The following is a 20808-nucleotide window of genomic DNA, read 5'->3' as shown; positions in this document are numbered from 1 at the left end:
GCACCAAAAGAGTGCGTAAGGTCGCCCCCATGACAGGTTCCAACTCCCTCCAGGTCCAAGCGTTCAACACCGCCGATGTCGCCGAGCAAATCCGCGCCACGCCGGGTTGGGTGCAGCAATACCAGCAGATGTCGCCGGGGCATTTCGCAGGCCTGGTGCGTTATCTGGATCTGCAGGGCGTGGAGATTTACGAAGAGTCGATGAATACCCGGGTCGAACAGAATTTCAGCGCGCCCCAGGGTTCGTTGTCGTTTTGTTTCGATCGCGGCGACAACGCGCTGTACGTGTTGAATGGCGAAAGCCGCAACATCTGGATCACCCCGGAGAACTACCAGGAAATCGCCGTGGTGTTCGGGCCGGAGTTCGTAAAGCGCCACAGCCTCGACATCGCCAGGCTCGAAGGGCTGTTCATGGCACCGCTCAACTCCCAGCAGAACGCGCTGTTCTGCCGTTGGCTCAGCGGGACCTTGACGCGCCTGTCGCAGACCTTCGATCCACCGAGCCGCGAAGCGCTGACCCAGCAACTGCTGGAAGATTGCCTGTTCATCCTCGACAACGCCTGTGTCGGCCTCGACCAGGGGGCCCTGCAGCGTCGGGCCGGGGAGCGGTCGATCATGAAGCGGGTAGGAGAATGGGCCGCGGACACCCCGGAAGAACACCTCAACCTGCTGGAGCTGTCTCAGGTCGCGGGGGTTTCACTGCGCCAGTTGCAGCATGCGTTCAAGACCTACACCGGTATGTCGCCGACCCAGTGGCTGCGCCTGCGCCGCCTCAACAGCGCCCGCCGCGAATTGCTCAGCCGCACACCCACGCAAACCACCGTGGCCGAGGTGGCGATGCATTGGTCGTTCTGGCATCTGGGGCGGTTTTCCAGCAGCTACCGCGCGTTGTTCAACGAGCTGCCGAGCGACACCCTCAAGCGTGCGAGTTCCACTCAGGCAAGCGGTCGCAGCCGGCGTTAGAACGTCGGTGGCGTAATCACCCAGATCACCACCGCATCGACATCGCCGGGATTGCCGTAGCGGTGCGGTTCCTGGCTGGAAAAGCTGAAGCTGTCGCCTTCATTGAGCTGGAAATGGCGCTCGCCGACCCACAACTCGAAACTCCCCGAGAGCAAGTAGCCGGCTTCTTCTCCGTCGTGGCTGTAGCTTTGCTGGCTGTAGGTGCCGGGCGGGAAGCGCGAGTGGAGCATTTCCAGTTGGCGGTTGGCTTGCGGCGTCAACAACTGGTCGACGATGCCGTCTTCGTAATGCACGTTCAGGCGGCTGTTCTTGCGTACCACGACGCCATCGTCTTCGGGCGCGGTGACCGCTTCACTGGCGAAAAACCACTGGATGGTCACGCCGAGGCTGCGGGCAATGTTGAACAGCGCCGGAATCGACGGGTAGGCGAGGTTGCGTTCCAGCTGGCTGATGTAGCCGGCGGTGAGTTCGCTCTGTTGCGCCAGTTCCGCCAGGGTCATGCCCCGGCGCTTGCGCAGGCCGCGAATGCGCGTGCCGAGAAAATGCGGTTCGGCGCTGCCTGAAGCGGGCGGGGTCTTGCTGTTGTTGCTCATGGAAAATTCCGAACCGGGGGCTACGCCACACCCTGGTAGGAGCTGCCGCAGGCTGCGATCTTTTGATCTTGTTTTTGAAAAGCAAAATCAAAAGATCGCAGCCTGCGGCAGCTCCTACTGAGAGCGATCATTTGAATGTAAAGCCCCGGAGTATAAACAGCCTTAAAGCTCCCACGCGACTTTAAGGCCTTCATAAATCGCTTCTTCGGCGGTACGCGGCGCCAGGCAGTCACCGATGCGGCGAAACTCCACCAGCCCTTGCAACTCCGCACCCAGGGTATCCACCGGTTGGTGGCCTTGGCACAGCACCAGCGTATCGATGTTCTCCATCAGCATCGGTTCGCCACTGGCGGTGTGTTGCAGGTACACCGTATTGTCATCGCAGCCATACAACCGCGCGTAGGGCGTGATCGGCACGCCCAGCTTATGCAGTTCGCCGGCCAGTTGATCGCGCACGTACAGCGGCAGGTTTTCCCCGCAGTGGGTGCCGTTGACCGCCAGCTGCACCTGGTGCCCGGCGCGCACCAGGCGTTCGGCAATGCCGGGGCCGATCCAGTCGCAGCGCCAGTCGACCACCACCACCGAACGGCCGACCTGTACTTCATCGCGCAGCACTTGCCAGGCGTCCACCACCTGCAACTCACCGCCGCGCTCGAAGGCCGGCCAGTAGGGCTCGGCACCGGTAGCGACGATCACCATGTCCGGTTTTTCCCGTTCCACCAGTGCCCGGTCGACTCGGGTATTGCGCACCACGCGCACGCCGGCCAGTTCCATTTCCCGTTGCAGGTTGGTACTGGCACCGCCGAATTCGCTACGCCGCGGCAGCAGCTGCGCGAGCAACACCTGACCGCCCAGTTGCGGACTGGCTTCGTACAACGTCACCTCATGGCCGCGCTGGGCCGCAACGGTGGCGGCTTTCATCCCGGCTGGGCCACCGCCGGCGATCATGATGCGTTTGCGCCGTGGCGCTTGTCGGCGTTCGCCGAAGATCAGTTCGCGCCCGGTTTCCGGGTGCTGGATGCAGGAAATCGGCAAGCCCTTGTGGAAGTGGCCGATGCACGCCTGGTTGCAGGCAATGCACGCCCGCACGTCTTCGACGCGGCCGGTGTCGGTCTTGTTGGGCATTTGCGGATCGCAAATCAGCGCCCGGGTCATGCCGCACACATCGGCCTGGCCGCGAGCCAGAATCAGCTCGGCTTCCTGGGGCTGGTTGATGCGCCCGGTGACGAACAACGGAATGTTTAAACCGGCCTTGAACGTCCCGGCTTCTTTAGCCAGGTACGCCGCTTCGATCGCCATGGGTGGCACGATATGCACCGCGCCACCCAGGGAAGCCGAGGTGCCGGCGACGATGTGCACGTAATCGAACTGCGCTTGCAGTGACTGCACGGCGGCCAGGGATTCGTCCTCGGTCAGGCCTTCCGGGTCGCGCTCGTCGGCGGAAATGCGCAGGCCGATGATGAACTGCTCGTCGGTCGCCGCGCGCACAGCGGCGATTACCTCGCGCAGGAAACGCAAACGCTGTTCCAGTCCGCCGTTGTAGCCATCGGTCCGCCGGTTGACCCGCGGATTGATGAACTGCGCCGGCAGGTAACCATGGCTGGCCACGACCTCGACGCCATCGATGCCTGCCTGGTGCAGTCGGCGGGCGGCAGCGGCATAACCGGCGACGATCTCGTCGATCATGGCCTGGTCCAGCGCGCGGGGCATCACCCGGAAGCGTTCGTTGGGCACCGACGAGGCGCAATAGGCCACCGCCAGCAGGCCATCGCTGGACTCCATGATCTCCCGCCCCGGATGGAACACCTGGGACAACACCACGGTACCGTGGGCATGGCAGGTTTGCGCCAGTTTGCGGTAGCCCTCGATGCACGCATCGTCGGTGGCCATCAGCACATGGGAGGTGTAGCGCGCGCTGTCATGCACGCCGGCCACTTGCAGCACGATCAGCCCGGCACCGCCTTCGGCACGCGCCCGGTGATAGGCGATCAATTGCTCATTGACCAGATTGTCGGTGGGCATCGAGGTGTCGTGCCCGCTGGACATGATGCGGTTTTTCAGGCGCTTGCCACGGATCTCCAGGGGTTCGAACAGGTGCGCGAAGGCGGGTGTCGAGGTCGGCATGGGGCGGGTACTCCTGGCAGGCTGAAGCCGAAAGGCCGGGTTTCGGCGTTGTTATTGTTGCGCTATAGAAATTTACCTTCAGTAAAAAATCAACTTGTTTTTTTACTACGCCTTGCAGTAGTTTCGTCTCGAGCCCGCTCCCGGGCCAAACCTCACAACAATAAAAAAGGGCTGCGCGGGCCTTGGGTCCCGTGGCACCTGCAAGAGGAACCACTGATGAAATCGCACACGCTCAAGCACGGTTTTTATCCCTTGGTGTTGTCCGTGGCCATGGGCCTGGGCAGCGCTCAGGCAGCATCGGACATGGTGGTGGTCGGATACGGCGGAGCCGGACAAAAAGCCCAGGACGTGGCGTTCTTTCAACCCTTCGCCGCCGTGGATCAAAGCAAGGTGATCCAGAGTGAATACAACGGAGAAATGGCCAAAATCAAAGTCATGGTCGACACCGGCAACGTCGACTGGGACGTGGTGCAGATCGAAGGTCCGGACCTGATGCGCGGCTGCGAGGAAGGCATGTACGAGCGCCTGGACTGGACCCGCCTGGGCCACGCCGACCAGTTGATCCCCGAGGCGGCGCAGGAATGCGGTTCCGCCGCGCTGGTGTGGAGCGTGGCGATTGCCTACGACACCGACAAACTGGCCCAGGCCCCGACCTCGTGGGCAGACTTCTGGGACGTGAAGAAAACCCCCGGCAAGCGTGGGCTGCGCAAACGCGCGGTGTACAACCTGGAATTCGCCTTGCTGGCCGACGGGGTCAAGACCGAAGACGTCTACAAGGTGCTCGGCACCCCGCAGGGGGTGGACCGGGCATTCGCCAAGCTCACTGAACTCAAGCCTTACATCCAGTGGTGGGAGGCCGGCGCGCAACCGCCGCAGTGGCTGACCGCCGGCGATGTGGTGATGACCTCGACCTACAGCGGACGCATCGCCGACGCCGCGCAGAAGGGCAGCCACCTCGCTCTGGTCTGGCCCGGCAGCCTGTACGGCATGGACTACTGGGCGATCATCAAAGGGTCCCGGCATGTGGATCAGGCCAAGCGCTTTATCGCCTTCGCCAACCAGCCGGACGCCCAGGTCAACTACGTGCAGCAGATCCCCTACGGCCCGACCAACACCCAGGCCGCCGCACGGCTGGACGACAAACTGGCGCAATGGGTGCCCACCGCGCCGCAGAACCTCAAGGGCGCACTGTCGATGAACGTCGGTTTCTGGGTCGATCATGGCGAAGAGCTCGAAGAGCGCTTCAACGCCTGGGCCAGTAAATAAATGCGGACGGCTGGACGTGTCCAAGCGTCCAGCCTTACTGTCTGCCCCAGCCGATCAGCCTGGAGAACCACAACCATGAACAACATCGCCAGCCACCTGGCCCCTGAACGCAGCGCCACCGAACAGCGCCTGCGTGAGGAACTGGCGGCCTGTTACCGTTTGATTGCGCACTTTCGCATGACCGATCTGATCTTCACCCACATCTCGGTGCGCATTCCGGGGCCGGAGCATCACTTTCTGATCAACCCCTACGGGCTGATGTTCGATGAAATCACTGCCTCCAACCTGGTGAAGATCGACCTTGATGGCCATGCCGTAGAGCCGTCGCCGTACCCGGTCAACCCGGCCGGGTTCGTGATTCACAGCGCCATTCATGGCGCCCGTGAAGATGCGCAATGCGTGCTGCACACCCACACCAAATCCGGGTGTGCGGTGGCGGCGTTGAAGTGTGGGTTGTTGCCGGTGAACCAGATTTCCATGGAGTTTTATGGCCGGGTCGCTTACCACGATTACGAAGGTGTGGCGCTGGACCTGAGCGAGCAGCAACGGCTGGTGGCGGACCTGGGCGACAAATCGGTATTGATGCTGCGCAACCATGGCTTGCTGACTGTCGGCGAGACGGTGAGCCAGGCATTCTTGCGCATGTACTACCTGGAAAAGGCCTGTGAAATCCAGCTGGCCGCGCAAGCTGCCGGTGAGGTTGTGCTGCCGTCGCACGAGGTCTGTGCGCATACAGAACGGCAGTTCAATGATCCGGGGCGGCCGTTGGAGGAGGGGGAACTGAGTGATCCGGATGCCATGCAACTGGCTTGGGCGGCGTTGTTGCGAATGCTGGATCGTGTGGCTCCGAGGTATCGGGACTGATCCGGATTCTGTGTTGTTTGAGCTGACCCCTTCGCGATCCGACTTGCTCGCGATGGACGCGCCGCGGTCTACCAGACTGGCAACTGACTGGAGAAATGGCCCGCTCTTGCTGTACAGTCGTTCAGCCCGACGCCAACCCGCGCAGGCCTGAACGATTGAACCAAGGAGCGTGTCGCCCATGAACCAGGAAGCCCGTTTTTCCCGCATGGAACCGCAGTTGCGCAAAGCCAACCTGATCGAGGCGACGCTGGTGTGCCTCAAGCGTCACGGCTTCCAGGGCGCGTCGATCCGCAAGATATCCGCCGAGGCAGGGGTCTCGGTGGGGCTGATCAGCCATCACTATTCCGGCAAGGATGAACTGGTGGCCGATGCCTACATGGCGATCACCGGGCGGGTCATGACCCTGCTGCGCGACGCCATGGAGCAAGCCGCGCCGAATGCCCGGGAGCGCTTGTCGGCGTTTTTCCGCGGATCGTTTTCCGCCGAGCTGCTCGACCCGCAACTGATCGATGCGTGGCTGGCGTTCTGGGGCGCGGTGAAAACCGCCGAGGCCATCAACCAGGCCCACGATCATTCCTATGGCGAGTATCGCGGCATCCTGCGCAAGGTGCTGGCGGAATTGGCCCGGGAAGAGGGCTGGGAAAATTTCGACGCCGACCTCGCCGCCATCAGCCTCAGCGCCTTGCTCGACGGCTTGTGGCTGGAGTCCGGGCTGAACCCCGGCACCTTCACCCCGGAGCAAGGCATCCAGATTTGCGAGGCCTGGGTCGACGGTCTGCAGGCCGGTGGACGCCAGCGTTTTTGCCTGCAGACGAGCGACTGTTGATCAGTCGTTCAGCAATCGATACTCTCTGGCGCCGATGCAGGAATACACTCTAATAAGAAACTGGCCTCAGGGCCTATGCCGGACACCAAGCGATGACTCCTCGGGTATTGATCGTCGATGACGATCCGCTGATTCGCGATCTGCTGCACGCCTACCTGTCCCAGGAAGGCTACGACGTCCATTGCGCCGCCACGGCGGAACTGGCGGAAACCTTCCTGGCCAGCCAGAGCGTCGACCTGGTGATGCTCGACATCCGCCTGCCGGGCAAGGACGGCCTGACCCTGACCCGTGAACTGCGGGTGCGTTCGGAAGTCGGAATCATCCTGATCACCGGGCGCAACGATGAAATCGACCGCATCGTCGGCCTCGAATGCGGCGCCGATGACTACGTGATCAAACCCCTCAATCCAAGGGAGCTGGTGTCCCGGGCGAAAAACCTGATTCGCCGGGTCCGTCATGCGCAAACGCCGGCGCCTGCCGTCGCGGTGGCCAAGCCGGTCAAGCAGTTCGCCGACTGGTCACTGGACACCGACCGCCGTCGCCTGATCGATCCGTCCGGCAGCGAAACCCTGCTGACTCACGGCGAATACCAGTTGCTCAGCGTGTTCCTGCGCAACAGCGGCCACACCCTCAGCCGCGACCAGTTGATGGACCAGATCCGCAACCGCGAATGGGTGCCCAACGACCGCTCCATCGACGTGCTGGTCGGGCGCTTGCGCCGCAAGTTGCATGACGATCCGGCCGAACCGCAGTTGATCATCACCATTCACGGCGCCGGTTACCTGTTCACCGCCAGTGTGGCGGCCTGAAGCTGATGGCGCGATGGCCTTGCCTGCTGGCGCTGCTGCTGGCCGGCCATGCGGTCGCGGCGGACAAGGTTCGCTATTGCGATTACCCGGTGTACCCGCCCGTGTCCTGGAGCGACGGCAAGCAGGTGCGCGGCCTGGCGCCGAACGTGGTGAAAAACCTGTTTGGCCGGTTGGGTTACGAGGTCGAGATGGTGGTGCTGGGCAACTGGAAACGCTGCCTGCTGGACGCCGCCGAAGGCCGGGTCGATGTGGTGCTGGCCTACAGCACTGCGCAACGGGAGCAGAGCATGCTGTTCTCGACGGTGCCGGTCTTGCGTGAAGAAGTGGCGCTGTTCATCAACCGCCAGCATCCGGTGAAATTCGAACAACTGGACGACCTGGCCCATTACCGTGGCGGCCTGTTGTTCGGCGAGAGCTATGGCGTGGAGTTCGATCGCATGGTTGCGCGCAACAACAATATCGAATGGGTTTCCGACAGCCACCAGAACTTCGGCAAGCTGATTCGCGGGCGCATCGATTTCATCACCCAGGAGCGGCGTACCGGCCAGTTGTACGTGGAAAACCTGCCCGGCGGCCAGGACATCGTCGCCTTGCCCAAGGCATTGAGCGTGGACTATCTGCGGGTTGCCGTGTCGCGACGCTCGCCCTTGGCCACTCGCATGCCCGAAATCAATGCGCAGTTGCAGCGCATGGTCGACGGCGGTGACATCGAGCGCTGGCTCAACGAAAGCGAAGTGACCTACCGCGACATGATCAACCTGCCGGCGGATGCGCAATGATTCGCGCCCGTCCCGGTGGACTGTTGCGGCGCCTGCTGCTGTTCATTCTGTTGTTCAGCCTGTGCTTCACCGTGCTGGCCAGCAGCGTGCAACTTTACATCGAGTATCGACGGGAAATGCGCGACATCGAATCGCGCATGGAGCTGATCCGCGCCGGCTACCTGGCCAGCCTGGAACGCAGTCTCTGGGACTTGAACCAGGAGCAGCTGAATGTGCAGTTGCGCGGGCTGGTGGACTTCTCCGACGTCGCGCGGGTGCACTTGACCAGCGCCGATTTCGACCTGGTACAGGGCAATCCGCACCCCACGGGCCCGCTGCGCATCGAGCGCTTTGTCCTGGACTATCAGCCGCCGTCCGGCCCGTTGCGCAACCTTGGCGAGCTGGAGGTCAGCACGGATCTGGGGGCGGTGTACCAGCGTCTCTACGCCACCGGTTTGACCAGCCTGCTGTGGATGGCGGTGTTCCTCTGCGGCCTGGCCGTTGCCTTGTCGGGGCTGTTTTATCGACTGGTAACCCGGCACCTGAAAGTCATGGCCGAGTTTGCCCGGCGCATCGCCGCCGGTGAGTGGCACGAACCCCTGCACCTGGACAAGCGTCGTGGCAGCGACGAAATCGACACCGTGGCCCATGCGCTGGACGATATGCGTCGGGCGATCCTGCGGGACATCGAGCGCCGGGAAACCGATCGCCTGGCCTTACAGGACAACCGTGACGAGCTGCTGAAAATGGTCGAGCGCCGCACCGCCAGCCTGATGCGTGCCAAAGACGAGGCGGAAGCGGCCAACCTTGCCAAGTCGCGGTTCCTGGCGACCATGAGCCACGAACTGCGCACGCCACTGAACGGCATTCTCGGCATGGCCGAATTGCTGCGCGGCGCGCGCCTGGATGCCCAGGACGGCAAACGCCTGGATGCCTTGCACAAGGCCGGCGAAGGCTTGCTGACGATCCTCAATGAAGTGCTGTATTTCGCCAAGCTGGAGGAGGGCGTCAGCCATCCCGAACCGGTGGATTTCTCGCTGCGCCAGTTGCTCGACGAGGTGCTGACACTTCTGGAACCGCGAGCGCTGAACAACGACACGATCCTCAGTTGCCGCATCGATCAGCGGATTGCCGAGTATCACCACGGCGCCGAGCAGTTCCTGCGCCAGGTGCTGAGCAACCTGCTGGCCAACGCGATCAAGTTCACCGAAGGCGGCGAAGTCGGCGTCGAGGTGGCGCTGCTTGGCGAAACCTGCGAACAGACCGGGCAGCGGCTGCGGGTCAGTGTCACGGACGACGGCATCGGCATTGCCCCTTTGATGCAGGCGAAGATTTTCGAGCGTTTCACCCAGGCCAGCGAAGAAGTCGCGCAACGTTTTGGTGGCACCGGGTTGGGGTTGGCGATCTGCAAACATCTGGTGGAGCAGATGGGCGGCTGCATCGGTGTGGACAGTGAAGAGGGGCGCGGCAGTTGCTTTTGGTTCGAGCTGTCCCTGCAACCGGCCAGCGGCGTGGCTGAGGTTGCGCCGGTTCGCGCGGCGGGGCCGGCACTGAACATCCTGGTGGTCGAAGATGTGGCGCTCAACCGCGAAGTGGTCAAGGGCTTGCTGCAACGGGACGGCCACCGGGTGTGGCTGGCCGAAGAAGCGGATCAGGCGCTGCAACACTGCGCGGCTCGGGTGTTCGACCTGATGCTGCTGGACGTGCACCTGCCGGGCATCAGCGGTGTCGAGCTGTGCCGGCAGATCCGCAGCAGCGACGGGCCGAACCGTCACACGCGCATCTTCGCCCTGACCGCCAGCGTGCAACCGGCGCTGGTGCGCGGTTATCTGGATGCCGGCATGGACGGAGTCCTGGCCAAGCCCTTGAAGCTGGAAAACCTGCGCCAGGTGCTGGAAGGGCAGGCGCCTGTGGCCGAGTCGCTGCCGAGCGATGAGGCAATGGACTGGCCGCTGTTGCAGACCCATCGCAGCCTGTTGGGTGCGCAAAAGGTCCAGGGCCTGCTGGCGGTGCTCCGCGACTCGATCCTGCAACACCGCGATGCGCTGCATGAAGCCATGGCCGCCAACGACTGCACAGAGGTCGCACAATTGGCTCACCGCCTGGCTGGTAGCTGCGATTCCCTGGGTTTTCGGGCCTTGGCCACAACGTTAAGGGCGCTGGAGACCTTGGCGCTGGCAAACGATGAATCGGCGATCCAGCACATGAGACCCACGCTCGATGAGCAATTGCAGCACTCGCTCGAGACTCTCAAAGGCCTGTTGCAGAGCTGACGTACAAATTTGTTACGACTTTGTACAACTTCGATCTTTACGGTCAACGCGAACTTACATGGCTTTCCAATAATCGACGCAACCGCCGCAGCGCGGTCTTCGAAGCTTATTGGAGATAATAATAATGAATTGCCGTAAAGCTGATCCCTCCCTGCGCCGTGACGTCCTGTCGCGCGCTGTTCACCTCAACGACTGCTGAGGTGCCGACATGAACGAAAACACTGATCGTAAAGGCATACAGCTGACCCGCGCCCTCAAGAGCCGGCACATTTTCATGCTGTCGTTGGGCGGCGTCATCGGCACCGGGCTGTTCATGGGCTCCGGCGTGACCATCAATCAAGGCGGCCCGGTGGGGGCGATCCTGGCTTACCTGTTCGCCGGTTTCCTGATGTACCTGGTGATGGTCTGCCTGGGCGAACTGTCGGTACAGATGCCGGTGTCCGGTTCGTTCCAGACCCACGCCACCAAATACATCGGCCCGGCCACCGGGTTCATGATCGGCTGGGTGTACTGGATGAGTTGGGCCACCACCGTGGGCCTGGAGTTCACCGCCGCCGGCATGCTGATGACCCGCTGGTTCCCGGCAGTGCCGATCTGGTATTGGTCGGCGCTGTTCGTGGTGGTGCTGTTCGGCATCAATGCCATGGCGACCCGCGCTTTCGGTGAAGCCGAATACTGGTTCTCGGGGATCAAGGTTGCGGCGATTCTCGGTTTCATCGTGGTCGGCGTGCTGGTGATCTTCGGCGTGATGCCCCTGAGCAGCGGCGCACCGGCACCGATGGCGAGCAACCTGATCGGTGATTCGTTGTTCCCCAACGGCCTGTCGGCGGTGTTCGCGGTGATGATGACCGTGGTCTACGCGTTCCAGGGTTGCGAGATCATGGGCGTGGCCGCCGGTGAAACCGATCAGCCGGAAAAAAGCATTCCCCGGGCCGTGCGCAACGTGGTGTTCCGCGTGCTGATCTTCTACGTGCTGGCGATCATCGTGCTGTCGGCCATCGTGCCGTGGCAGCAGGCAGGGCTGATGGAAAGCCCGTTCGTGCAGGTGTTCGACATGGTCGGCATTCCCTACGCCGCCGACCTGATGAACTTCGTGATCCTCACCGCGATCCTCTCGGTGGGCAACTCCGGCCTGTATGCCTCGACGCGCATCCTGTGGGCGATGTCGAAAACCGGCATGGCGCCGAAAAGCCTGTCGCCATTGAGCAAGCGTGGCGTGCCATTGCGCGCCTTGAGCATCACCCTGTGCTTCGCGCTGGTGTCGCTGATGACACCTTGTTCATGGTGCTGATGGCGGTGAGCGGCATGTCCGGCACCGTGACCTGGATTGTCATCGCGCTGGCGCAGTACAAGTTCCGTAAGGCGTACTTGCGTGAGGGCGGCAAACTCAGCGACCTGAAATACCGCGCACCCTGGTTCCCGGTACTGCCGCTGATGTGCATCACGCTGTGCTGCTCGCTGTTCGTGTTCCTGGCCCTGGATGAAACCCAGCGTCCGTCGCTGTATTGGGGCTTTGGCTTCATTGCCCTGTGCTATGGCGCGTACTTCCTGATCCATCGCAAGCGCCAGGGCGTGTTGGCGCCGAGCTTGCCGACTGTGTAATTCCTTCAATCCAGCACATTCCCTGTGGGAGCGAGCTTGCTCGCGATGGCGGCATCAGGTTCAACATCACTGTTGACTGGTCTACCGCTATCGCGAGCAAGCTCGCTCCCACAGGGGTTTGCGGTGTTCGGTAAATTTGCGACCGGCCTCCTGTCACCAGTTGTTCGAAGTTGTAACAGCGCCAACGGCTTACGCTCGCCAATCTATAAATAATTCAATAAAACCAATGTGTTACATGATTTTTGAGCTTGTTACAGCCTATCTCCCCGCCGATTGCCGCCTTACTGAACACACGTTTAGTATGGCCTCAAGTCGCATCACCTCAGACCAATCACAATAATTCGAGGATTCCCATGACCACTCAATCGTCGCTGCTCAGCCAGGTCGAAGCAGGCGTTGCCTGGATCACCCTCAATCGCACTGCCCAGCGCAATGCGCTGGACATTCCGACGCTGAAAAACCTGCATGGCCTGCTCGACGCTTTCAACGCCGATCCGGCGGTGCGCGTGGTGGTGCTCACCGGTAGCGGCCGCAGCTTCTGCGCCGGCGCCGACCTCGATGAATGGGCCGATGCCGAAGCCCGGGGCGCGCTGGAGACCTACGGCTGGACCGAAACCGCCCACGCCCTGATGACCCGCCTGCACAGCCTGGAAAAACCCACCATCGCCGCCATCAACGGCACCGCTGTCGGCGCCGGGATGGACCTGACCCTGTGCTGCGACCTGCGCATCGCCGGGCAATCGGCACGCTTCAAGGCCGGCTACACCAGCATGGCGTACTCGCCGGACGCCGGCGCCAGTTGGCACTTGCCGCGTTTGATTGGCAGCGAACAGGCCAAGCGCCTGCTGTTCCTTGACGAGTTGTGGGGCGCCGATCGTGCCCTCGACGCCGGACTGGTCGGCGATGTCTGCGCTGACGATCAACTGCTGACGGTCACCAGCGAACTGGCCGCACGCCTGGCCGCCGGCCCGACCTTCGCCTTCGCCCAGACCAAAAAACTCATGCGTGAAGGCGCCGAACGCAGCCTCGCCGAACAACTGCAAGCCGAGCTCGCCGCCGGCCTGCTCTGCGGTCGCAGTGAAGACGGCAACGAAGCCCTGCGCGCCGCCATGGAAAAACGCCCGGCACGCTTCATCGGTCGTTGATTCCTCTCCATCTCCCAGAACACGAACAACAGGTAGCAGCATGAATTTCCAACTGACCCAAGAACAAGAAATGTTGGTGGACTCGGTACGCAGCTTCGTCGAGAAGGAACTGCTGCCCTATGAAGAACAAGTCGACCGCGCCGACGAGGTCTCCCCGGAACTGGCGGCGCAGATTCGCGGCAAGGCGATCGCCGCCGGCTTCTACGCCTTCAACATGCCCGAGGAAGTGGGCGGTGGTGGCCTGGACTACCTGTCCCAGGCGCTGATCGAACGCGAGCTGTCCAAGGTGTCCTGGGCGCTGCACGTGTTCGTCGCACGACCGTCGAAAATCCTCATGGCCTGCACCGGCGACCAGATCAACGACTACCTGTTGCCGTGCATCCAGGGTGAAAAGATCGATTGTTTTGCCCTGACCGAGCCGGGCGCCGGCTCCGACGCCAACGCGATCAAGACCCGCGCCGTGCGTGAAGGCGACGACTTCATTCTCAACGGCAGCAAGCATTTCATCAGCCACGCCGGCCATGCCGATTTCGCCATCGTCTTCGCCGTGACCGACACCTACGAACACAACGGCAAAAAGCGTAACGCCGTGACCTCGTTCCTGGTCGACCGCAACACCCCGGGCATGACCATTCGCCGTGGACCGAAGTGCGTGAGCAACCGTGGTTACCACACCTTTGAAATGTTCTTCGACGACTGCCGTGTGCCGGCCAGCAAAGTGCTGGGCGAAGTCGGCAAGGGTTGGGAGGTGGCCAACGCCTGGCTGACCGCCGGGCGTGTGATGGTCGCGGCCAACTGCGTCGGTCAGGCCCAGCGCGCACTGGACGTGTCGCTGCAATGGGCGGCGGATCGCAAGCAGTTCGGCCAGCCGATCGGCACCTACCAGGGCGTGTCGTTCAAGTTGGCCGACATGGCCACACAAATTCGTGCAGCTGAACTGCTGACCCTGCACACCGCCTGGAAAATGGACCAGGGCACCATGACCGATGGCGAGGCCGGCATGGCCAAGCTGTTCGCCAGTGAAGTGCTCGGGCGTACTGCCGATGAGGCGGTACAGATCTTCGGCGGCATGGGCCTGATGGACGAAGGTCCGGTGGAGCGCATCTGGCGCAACGCGCGGATCGAACGGATCTGGGAAGGCACTTCGGAAATCCAGCGCCACATCATTTCCCGCGAGCTGCTGCGGCCGCTGCTGCGCTGATCGGCCCGGAGAATTCCCATGTCCAAAACCATTCGTGACAACCTCAAACGCATGCTCGCGCCGCAACACGTGGCGTTCGTCGGCGGCCGCAGCATGGCCCGCGCCCTCAAGCGCTGTGCCGAAGGCGGTTACCAAGGGCAAATGTGGCTGGTCAACCCGCAGCACGACAGCCTTGAAGGCGTGCCGTGTGTACGCAACATCGCCGACCTGCCATGCGGGCCCGATGCGGTATTCATCGCCACCAACCGCGAACTGACCCTGATTTGCGTCACCGAACTGGCCGCCATCGGCGCGGGCGGGGCCATTTGCTACGCCTCCGGCTTCGCCGAGACCGGCGCCGAAGGCCAGGCCCTGCAACAGCAACTGCTCAAGGCCGCTGGCGACATGGCCTTGCTCGGCCCCAACTGCTACGGCCTGCTCGACTACCTGCACAGCTGCGCGCTGTGGCCGGTGGCCCATGGCGGCAAGGCGGTGGAGAAGGGCGTGGCGGTGCTGACCCAGAGCGGCAACTTCGCCTACAACCTGTCCATGAGCGACCGCTCGCTGCCGGTGGCCTACATGGCCTCGGTGGGCAATCAGGCGCAACTGGGTGTCGCTGAACTGATGGACGTGTTGCTCGACGAGCCTCGGGTCACCGCCATCGGCCTGCACCTGGAAGGCCTGAAAAACGTGCCGGGGTTTGCCCGCGCCGCGCACAAGGCGCTGGAGAAAGGCATCCCGATCATCGCCCTGAAAACCGGCGTGTCGCAGATCGGCGCCGAACTGGCCTTGAGTCACACCAGTTCGTTGTCCGGCTCCGATGCGCTGTACGACGCGCTGTTCGACCGTCTCGGCGTGATTCGCGTCAGCGGCCCGGTGAGTTTTGTCGAAACTCTCAAAGCCGCGGCTTGCGGCAATCTGCCGGCAGGCAACAGCCTGATCGCGCTGGCCTGTTCCGGTGGCGACGCCGGGTTGATTGCTGACTACGCCGAACGCAACGAACTGGACCTGCCGCAACTCGATCCAGGGCAGGTCGGTGAACTCGCACAAGTGCTGCCGACCTACGCCAACCTGGTCAACCCGCTGGATTTCACCACGGCGATCTGGGGCGACGGCGAAGCCTTGAACCGCATGCTCGACAGCGCGCTGCGCACCGAAGCCGATGCGGCGATGCTGGTGCTCGATTACCCGTCGGAGTTCACCGGCGAGCGCAAGGAATGCGACCTGCTGCTGGAGTTGTACTGCGCGGCACTGCAACGTCACGGCAAGACCGGCTTCGTCACCTCGGCTTTCCCCGAGCTGCTGCCGGCCCATGCCCGTGAGCGTCTGCACGCCCAAGGCGTCGCGGCCTTGCAAGGTGTTGAAGATGGCTTGGCCGCGTGGGGTCGCATCGCCGGTTATCAGCGCAATCGCCAGACTTTGCTGGCGCTGGGGGAATCGGCGTTGGTGCCGTTGTGCCCGCAAGCGCTTGCAGGCGAGGGACGCTTGCTCAATGAGTGGGACTCCAAACAGGCGTTAAAAGCCTTTGGCCTGCCGACGCCAAACGGCGTATTGAGCACCCCGGACAAGGCACTGAAGGACGCCGAGGCATTGGGCTATCCGCTGGTACTCAAAGCGGTCAGCGCTCAACTGCCACACAAGACCGAGGCCGGTGCCGTGGCGCTGAACCTCAAGGACGGCGCGGCATTGAGCGCTGCGCTGGAGAAAATGCGCGCCAGCATTGCCGCTTATGCCCCGGGCGTAGCCTTCGACCAGCTGTTGCTGGAACCCATGGCCAAAGCGCCGCTGGCTGAACTGATTGTCGGCGTCAAGCGTGAAAACGATTTCGGCCTCGCGCTGGTGATCGGTGCCGGCGGCATTCTGGTGGAGTTGCTCAAGGACAGTCACAGCCTGTTGCTGCCGACCACCGACGGCGCGATCCGCAATGCCTTGCTCAGCCTGCGCAGCGCGCCATTGCTGCAAGGTTTCCGTGGTCGCGAGCCTGCTGACCTGGACGCCTTGGTGACCGCCATCCGCGCCGTGGCCGACTATGCCTGCGAGAACGCCGCTCACCTGCTGGAACTGGATGTGAACCCATTGTTGGTCGGTGCCCAGGGCACAACTGCGGTCGATGCGTTGATTCGCCTCGGCCAGGAGTGAGGACATGAATATGCAAAGCAAAACCTTGACCGGTGGCCAGGCCCTGGTGCGTCTGTTGGCCAACTACGGCGTCGATACCGTGTTCGGTATCCCCGGCGTGCACACCCTGGAACTGTATCGCGGCTTGCCCGGCAGCGGCATCCGCCACGTGCTGACCCGCCATGAGCAGGGCGCCAGTTTCATGGCCGACGGCTATGCCCGGGTCAGCGGCAAACCCGGCGTGTGCTTCGTCATCACCGGCCCCGGCGTGACCAACGCCGCCACCGGCATCGGCCAGGCCTATGCCGACTCGATTCCGATGCTGGTGATTTCCAGCGTCAACCACAGCGCCAGCCTGGGCAAGGGCTGGGGCAGCCTGCACGAATGCCAGGATCAACGGGCGATGACCGCGCCGATTACTGCGTTCTCGGCAGTGGCACTGACCGCCGAAGACCTGCCGGAGCTGATCGCCCGTGCCTACGCGGTGTTCGACAGCGAGCGCCCGCGCCCGGTGCACATCTCGGTGCCGCTGGACGTGTTGTCGGCGCCGATTGCCCGTGACTGGAGCAATGAGGTGGTACGTCGCCCGGGTCGCGGCCCGGCATCGGCCACCGCCATCGATCAAGCCGTGGCCAGACTGAAGGCTGCCAAGCGCCCGATGATCATCGCCGGTGGTGGCGCGCTCAATGCCACCTCTGAACTGCAAGAAATCAGCACCCGACTGGCCGCGCCACTGTTCACCAGTGTTGCCGGTAAAGGCCTGTTGGCACCGGATGCACCGTTGAGCGCCGGTTCATCCCTGTGTGTGGAACCGGGCTGGAACCTGATCGCCGAGGCCGACGTGGTGCTGGCCGTCGGCACCGAAATGGCCGACACCGATTTCTGGCGTGAACGCCTGCCGCTCAATGGCGAACTGCTGCGCATCGACATCGACCCGCGCAAGTTCAATGACTTCTATCCGTGCGCGGTTGCCTTGCACGGCGATGCACAACAAACCCTCAGCGGTGTGCTTGAGCGCCTGCCATCCGACGTACGCGACGCCGGCGCCGCCACTGCCTCGGTGGCCGCCCTGCGCGACGCGGTCAAGGCCAGCCATGGCCCGTTGCAGTCGATCCATCAATCGATTCTCGACCGTATCGCCGCAGAGCTGCCGGACAACGCCTTCATCAGCACCGACATGACCCAGCTTGCGTATACGGGTAACTACGCCTTCGACAGCCTGGCTATCCGCAGCTGGCTGCACCCGACTGGCTACGGCACCCTGGGTTACGGCTTGCCGGCCGGCATCGGCGCCAAATTCGGCGCGCCGCAGCGGCCCGGCCTGGTGTTGGTGGGCGACGGTGGTTTCCTCTACACCGCCCAGGAGCTGGCCACCGCGGTGGAAGAACTGGACAGCCCGCTGGTGGTGCTGCTGTGGAACAACGACGCCCTGGGGCAAATCCGCGACGACATGATCGGCCTGGATATCGAGCCCATTGGCGTGCTGCCGCGCAACCCGGATTTCGCCGCCCTCGCTCGTGCGTTCGGTTGCACCGTTAACCAGCCGCAAAGTCTCGCCGAGTTGCAAACCGACCTGCGCCACGGCTTCAAGCGCAACGGCGTGACCCTGATCGAGCTCAAGCACGCCTGTGCGCAGTGATTTGCATTTTAAGGGGATGAAGCGATGCGCTTTTCCGATCTGACTCAACGAATCGCCGGTGACGGCGCGGCCGCGTGGGACATTCACTACCGCGCCCTGGCACTGCGCGAACAGGGCGAAGACATTCTGCTGCTGTCCGTGGGCGACCCGGATTTCGACACGCCACAGCCCATCGTGCAGGGTGCTATCGACAGCCTGCGCAGCGGCAACACTCACTATGCCGAGGTGCGCGGCAAGCGTGCCCTGCGTGAAGCCATTGCCAGGCGTCATCATCAACGCAGCGGCCAGTCCGTTTCGGCGGATCAGGTCACCGTGCTGGCCGGGGCGCAATGTGCGCTGTTCAGCGTGGCCCAATGCGTGCTCAATCCGGGTGACGAGGTGATCGTCGCCGAACCGATGTACGTCACCTACGAAGCGGTGTTCGGTGCTTGCGGTGCCGTGGTGGTGCCGGTGCCCGTGCGCTCGGAAAACGGCTTCCGTGTGCTGCCCGAAGATGTCGCCGCGCGCATCACCCCGCGCACCCGGGCGCTGGCACTGAACAGCCCGCACAACCCGTCGGGCGCGAGTCTGCCGCGTAGCACCTGGGCCGCCTTGGCTGAGTTGTGCATCGGCCACGACCTGTGGCTGATTTCCGATGAGGTCTACAGCGAACTGCTGTTCGAAGGCGAACACGTCAGCCCGGCGAGCCTGCCGGGCATGGCCGGGCGCACCGCGACCCTCAACAGCCTCTCGAAATCCCACGCCATGACCGGCTGGCGCGTCGGCTGGGTGGTGGCGCCGCCATCCCTGGCCGCGCACCTGGAAAACCTCGCGTTGTGCATGCTCTACGGCTCGCCGGACTTCATTCAGGACGCTGCCGTGGTGGCCCTGGAAAGCAACCTGCCGGAACTCGAGGCCATGCGCGAAGCCTATCGCCAGCGTCGCGACCTGGTGTGCGACAGCCTGGCCGATTGCCCCGGCGTGCGGGCGTTGAAACCCGATGGCGGGATGTTCGTGATGCTCGATATCCGCCAGACCGGGCTCAGCGCCCAGGCGTTTGCCGACCGTCTACTCGATCGCCACGGTGTGTCGGTGCTGGCGGGCGAGGCCTTTGGCCCGAGCGCAGCGGGGCATATTCGCCTCGGTCTGGTGGTCGGTGCCGAACCGCTGCGCGATGCCTGCCAGCGCATTGCCCGTTGTGCTCAAGAACTGATGGAGGCCCAGGTTCATGCTTAATCACAAGACACTGTTTATTGGTGGTCGCTGGCAAACCCCTTCGGGGCAGGGCATCGCCGAGGTGATCAATCCGGCCACCGAGGAAGTCTGCGGTAGCGTTCCGCTGGGTGATGAACTCGATGTCGAAAACGCCGTGGCGGCGGCTCGCCGGGCCTTCGCTTCGTGGTCACGCACACCGTCCAGCGTGCGTGCCGGATATATCCGTGCCCTGGCCGAGCAACTGCGCAATCGTGCCGATGAGATGGCCGCGGTCATCACCACGGAACTGGGCATGCCGGTGCAGTGGTGCCGCTCGGTGCAGGTCGACGGGCCGATCATCGGCCTTGAGCAATACGTCGAACTGGCTCATCTCATGGACGAAGTGCGCGAAGTCGGCAATTCGCTGGTGATCCGCGAGGCGGTGGGCGTCTGCGCGTTCATCAACCCGTGGAACTACCCGCTGCATCAGTTGATCGGCAAACTCGCCCCGGCACTGGCCGCCGGTTGCACGGTGGTGGTCAAGCCGAGCCAGGAAACCCCGCTGCATGCCTTCCTGTTGGCGCAAATGATCGAGGACATCGGCCTGCCGGCCGGGGTATTCAACCTGGTCAGCGGCCCGGGTTCGAAAGTCGGCGAAGCGCTGGCCAAGCACCCGGACGTGGACATGGTGTCGTTTACCGGTTCCACCGGCGCCGGCGTTCGCGTCGCGCAGGCGGCGGCGCCATCGGTCAAGCGGGTGTGCCTGGAACTGGGCGGCAAGTCGCCGTTGCTGATCGCCGAAGACGCCGACCTGGCAGCGGCGGTGCGCTACGGCGTGCAGGACGTGATGATCAACTCCGGCCAGACCTGCACCGCGTTGACCCGCATGCTGCTGCCGGCCAGCCGTTACGCCGAGGCCGTGGAACTGGCACTGGCGGAAACCCTGAGCCTGCCCATGGGCGACCCCCTCGACCCGCAAAGCTTCCTCGGCCCGATGTGTTCGGCCGGGCAGAAACGCACTGTGCTCGACTACATCAAGGTCGGCCAACAGGAAGGTGCACGGCTGCTGTGCGGCGGTGACACGCCGTCCGCGTTCGAGCGCGGCTTCTATGTCAGCCCGACCCTGTTCGCCGATGTCGACAACCGCATGCGCATTGCCCAGGAAGAAATCTTCGGCCCGGTGCTGTGCCTGATCCCCTATGCCGATGAGGCGCAAGCGATCCAGATCGCCAATGACTCGCCGTTCGGCCTGTCCAGCGGTGTCTGGGCCGGCAGTGCCGAGCGCGCCTTGCAACTGGGGCGGCAGATGCGCGCCGGCCAGTGCTTCCTCAACGGCGCGGCGTTCAATTATCAGGCGCCGTTCGGTGGCTACAAACAGTCGGGTAACGGTCGCGAATGGGGTGAGGAGGGGTTGAACGAGTTCGTCGAAGTGAAGGCGATCCAGGTGTGACGGTTGGCGATTCAAACTGTTCATCA

General features: G+C 63.2%; 15 protein-coding genes and 1 pseudogene. 14 read left to right on the top strand and 2 right to left on the bottom strand.

Annotated elements, in window-relative coordinates; all coding sequences use genetic code 11:
- Positions 1-29 precede the first annotated feature (29 nt).
- Positions 30-962 carry a helix-turn-helix domain-containing protein gene (locus AB4O40_RS03630; protein ID WP_223542147.1) on the top strand — a complete coding sequence of 311 codons (933 nt, stop codon included), beginning with the start codon at positions 30-32 and terminating at the stop codon, positions 960-962.
- On the opposite strand, the gene AB4O40_RS03625 is transcribed toward AB4O40_RS03630, so the two are convergent.
- Entirely contained in the window at positions 959-1555 is a 597-nt protein-coding gene (locus AB4O40_RS03625; protein ID WP_056725067.1) for a cupin domain-containing protein, read from the bottom strand. The genes AB4O40_RS03630 and AB4O40_RS03625 overlap by 4 nt on opposite strands.
- A gap of 162 nt (positions 1556-1717) precedes the next feature.
- Positions 1718-3679: an oxidoreductase gene (locus tag AB4O40_RS03620; protein ID WP_223542148.1), complete on the bottom strand. Its 1962-nt coding sequence runs from the start codon at positions 3677-3679 to the stop codon at positions 1718-1720.
- 216 nt (positions 3680-3895) lie between these two features.
- On the opposite strand from AB4O40_RS03620, the gene AB4O40_RS03615 reads away from it, so the two are divergent.
- The 13 genes and pseudogenes from AB4O40_RS03615 to AB4O40_RS03555 all read left to right on the top strand — a co-directional run bounded on the left by AB4O40_RS03615 (position 3896) and on the right by AB4O40_RS03555 (position 20782).
- On the top strand, positions 3896-4945 hold the full coding sequence (locus tag AB4O40_RS03615; RefSeq protein WP_056725063.1) for an ABC transporter substrate-binding protein: 1050 nt from the start codon (positions 3896-3898) through the stop codon (positions 4943-4945).
- A 75-nt stretch (positions 4946-5020) separates the two neighbouring features.
- Positions 5021-5809: a class II aldolase/adducin family protein gene (locus AB4O40_RS03610; RefSeq protein WP_460056044.1), complete on the top strand. Its 789-nt coding sequence runs from the start codon at positions 5021-5023 to the stop codon at positions 5807-5809.
- Between the two features lie 178 nt (positions 5810-5987).
- Positions 5988-6635 (top strand): TetR family transcriptional regulator C-terminal domain-containing protein, encoded by a 648-nt coding sequence (locus AB4O40_RS03605; RefSeq protein WP_460056047.1) that lies wholly within the window; start codon positions 5988-5990, stop codon positions 6633-6635.
- Between the two features lie 92 nt (positions 6636-6727).
- Complete coding sequence (locus tag AB4O40_RS03600; protein ID WP_046037067.1) at positions 6728-7444, top strand: response regulator; 717 nt, start codon at positions 6728-6730, stop codon at positions 7442-7444.
- A 5-nt stretch (positions 7445-7449) separates the two neighbouring features.
- Positions 7450-8223, top strand: coding sequence for a substrate-binding periplasmic protein (locus AB4O40_RS03595; RefSeq protein ID WP_056725057.1), 774 nt, complete (start codon positions 7450-7452; stop codon positions 8221-8223).
- Entirely contained in the window at positions 8220-10475 is a 2256-nt protein-coding gene (locus tag AB4O40_RS03590; protein WP_056725054.1) for a hybrid sensor histidine kinase/response regulator, read from the top strand. Before AB4O40_RS03595 ends, AB4O40_RS03590 begins: the two co-directional genes overlap by 4 nt.
- 208 nt (positions 10476-10683) lie before the next feature.
- A pseudogene (locus AB4O40_RS03585) lies at positions 10684-12077 on the top strand (amino acid permease).
- A gap of 353 nt (positions 12078-12430) precedes the next feature.
- Positions 12431-13222, top strand: a complete 792-nt coding sequence (locus AB4O40_RS03580) for an enoyl-CoA hydratase/isomerase family protein (RefSeq protein WP_056725050.1) — start codon at positions 12431-12433, stop codon at positions 13220-13222.
- Between the two features lie 40 nt (positions 13223-13262).
- Positions 13263-14423: an acyl-CoA dehydrogenase family protein gene (locus AB4O40_RS03575; RefSeq protein ID WP_056725048.1), complete on the top strand. Its 1161-nt coding sequence runs from the start codon at positions 13263-13265 to the stop codon at positions 14421-14423.
- 18 nt (positions 14424-14441) lie between these two features.
- Positions 14442-16541: an acetate--CoA ligase family protein gene (locus AB4O40_RS03570; RefSeq protein WP_056725046.1), complete on the top strand. Its 2100-nt coding sequence runs from the start codon at positions 14442-14444 to the stop codon at positions 16539-16541.
- 10 nt (positions 16542-16551) lie between these two features.
- Positions 16552-18159, top strand: coding sequence for a 5-guanidino-2-oxopentanoate decarboxylase (locus tag AB4O40_RS03565; protein WP_460058183.1), 1608 nt, complete (start codon positions 16552-16554; stop codon positions 18157-18159).
- A 24-nt stretch (positions 18160-18183) separates the two neighbouring features.
- Positions 18184-19374, top strand: coding sequence for a pyridoxal phosphate-dependent aminotransferase (locus tag AB4O40_RS03560; protein WP_056725043.1), 1191 nt, complete (start codon positions 18184-18186; stop codon positions 19372-19374).
- Positions 19367-20782 (top strand): aldehyde dehydrogenase family protein, encoded by a 1416-nt coding sequence (locus tag AB4O40_RS03555; RefSeq protein WP_056725041.1) that lies wholly within the window; start codon positions 19367-19369, stop codon positions 20780-20782. Before AB4O40_RS03560 ends, AB4O40_RS03555 begins: the two co-directional genes overlap by 8 nt.
- Positions 20783-20808: the final 26 nt, after the last annotated feature.

It is taken from the genome of Pseudomonas sp. S2_F07 (assembly GCF_054668325.1).
The sequence above is the reverse complement of the archived record's forward strand: the minus strand, read 5'-3'. Positions and strand labels throughout refer to the sequence as shown.

Bases quoted from the DNA above. Each gene is read 5' to 3' on its own strand.
- AB4O40_RS03560 (WP_056725043.1), top strand. From the start codon at position 18,184: ATGCGCTTTTCCGATCTGACTCAACGAATCGCCGGTGACGGCGCGGCC.
- AB4O40_RS03615 (WP_056725063.1), top strand. From the start codon at position 3,896: ATGAAATCGCACACGCTCAAGCACGGTTTTTATCCCTTGGTGTTGTCC.
- AB4O40_RS03590 (WP_056725054.1), top strand. From the start codon at position 8,220: ATGATTCGCGCCCGTCCCGGTGGACTGTTGCGGCGCCTGCTGCTGTTC.
- AB4O40_RS03600 (WP_046037067.1), top strand. From the start codon at position 6,728: ATGACTCCTCGGGTATTGATCGTCGATGACGATCCGCTGATTCGCGAT.
- AB4O40_RS03580 (WP_056725050.1), top strand. From the start codon at position 12,431: ATGACCACTCAATCGTCGCTGCTCAGCCAGGTCGAAGCAGGCGTTGCC.
- AB4O40_RS03570 (WP_056725046.1), top strand. From the start codon at position 14,442: ATGTCCAAAACCATTCGTGACAACCTCAAACGCATGCTCGCGCCGCAA.
- AB4O40_RS03575 (WP_056725048.1), top strand. From the start codon at position 13,263: ATGAATTTCCAACTGACCCAAGAACAAGAAATGTTGGTGGACTCGGTA.
- AB4O40_RS03625 (WP_056725067.1), bottom strand. From the start codon at position 1,555: ATGAGCAACAACAGCAAGACCCCGCCCGCTTCAGGCAGCGCCGAACCG.
- AB4O40_RS03630 (WP_223542147.1), top strand. From the start codon at position 30: ATGACAGGTTCCAACTCCCTCCAGGTCCAAGCGTTCAACACCGCCGAT.
- AB4O40_RS03610 (WP_460056044.1), top strand. From the start codon at position 5,021: ATGAACAACATCGCCAGCCACCTGGCCCCTGAACGCAGCGCCACCGAA.
- AB4O40_RS03555 (WP_056725041.1), top strand. From the start codon at position 19,367: ATGCTTAATCACAAGACACTGTTTATTGGTGGTCGCTGGCAAACCCCT.
- AB4O40_RS03565 (WP_460058183.1), top strand. From the start codon at position 16,552: ATGCAAAGCAAAACCTTGACCGGTGGCCAGGCCCTGGTGCGTCTGTTG.
- AB4O40_RS03605 (WP_460056047.1), top strand. From the start codon at position 5,988: ATGAACCAGGAAGCCCGTTTTTCCCGCATGGAACCGCAGTTGCGCAAA.
- AB4O40_RS03595 (WP_056725057.1), top strand. From the start codon at position 7,450: ATGGCGCGATGGCCTTGCCTGCTGGCGCTGCTGCTGGCCGGCCATGCG.
- AB4O40_RS03620 (WP_223542148.1), bottom strand. From the start codon at position 3,679: ATGCCGACCTCGACACCCGCCTTCGCGCACCTGTTCGAACCCCTGGAG.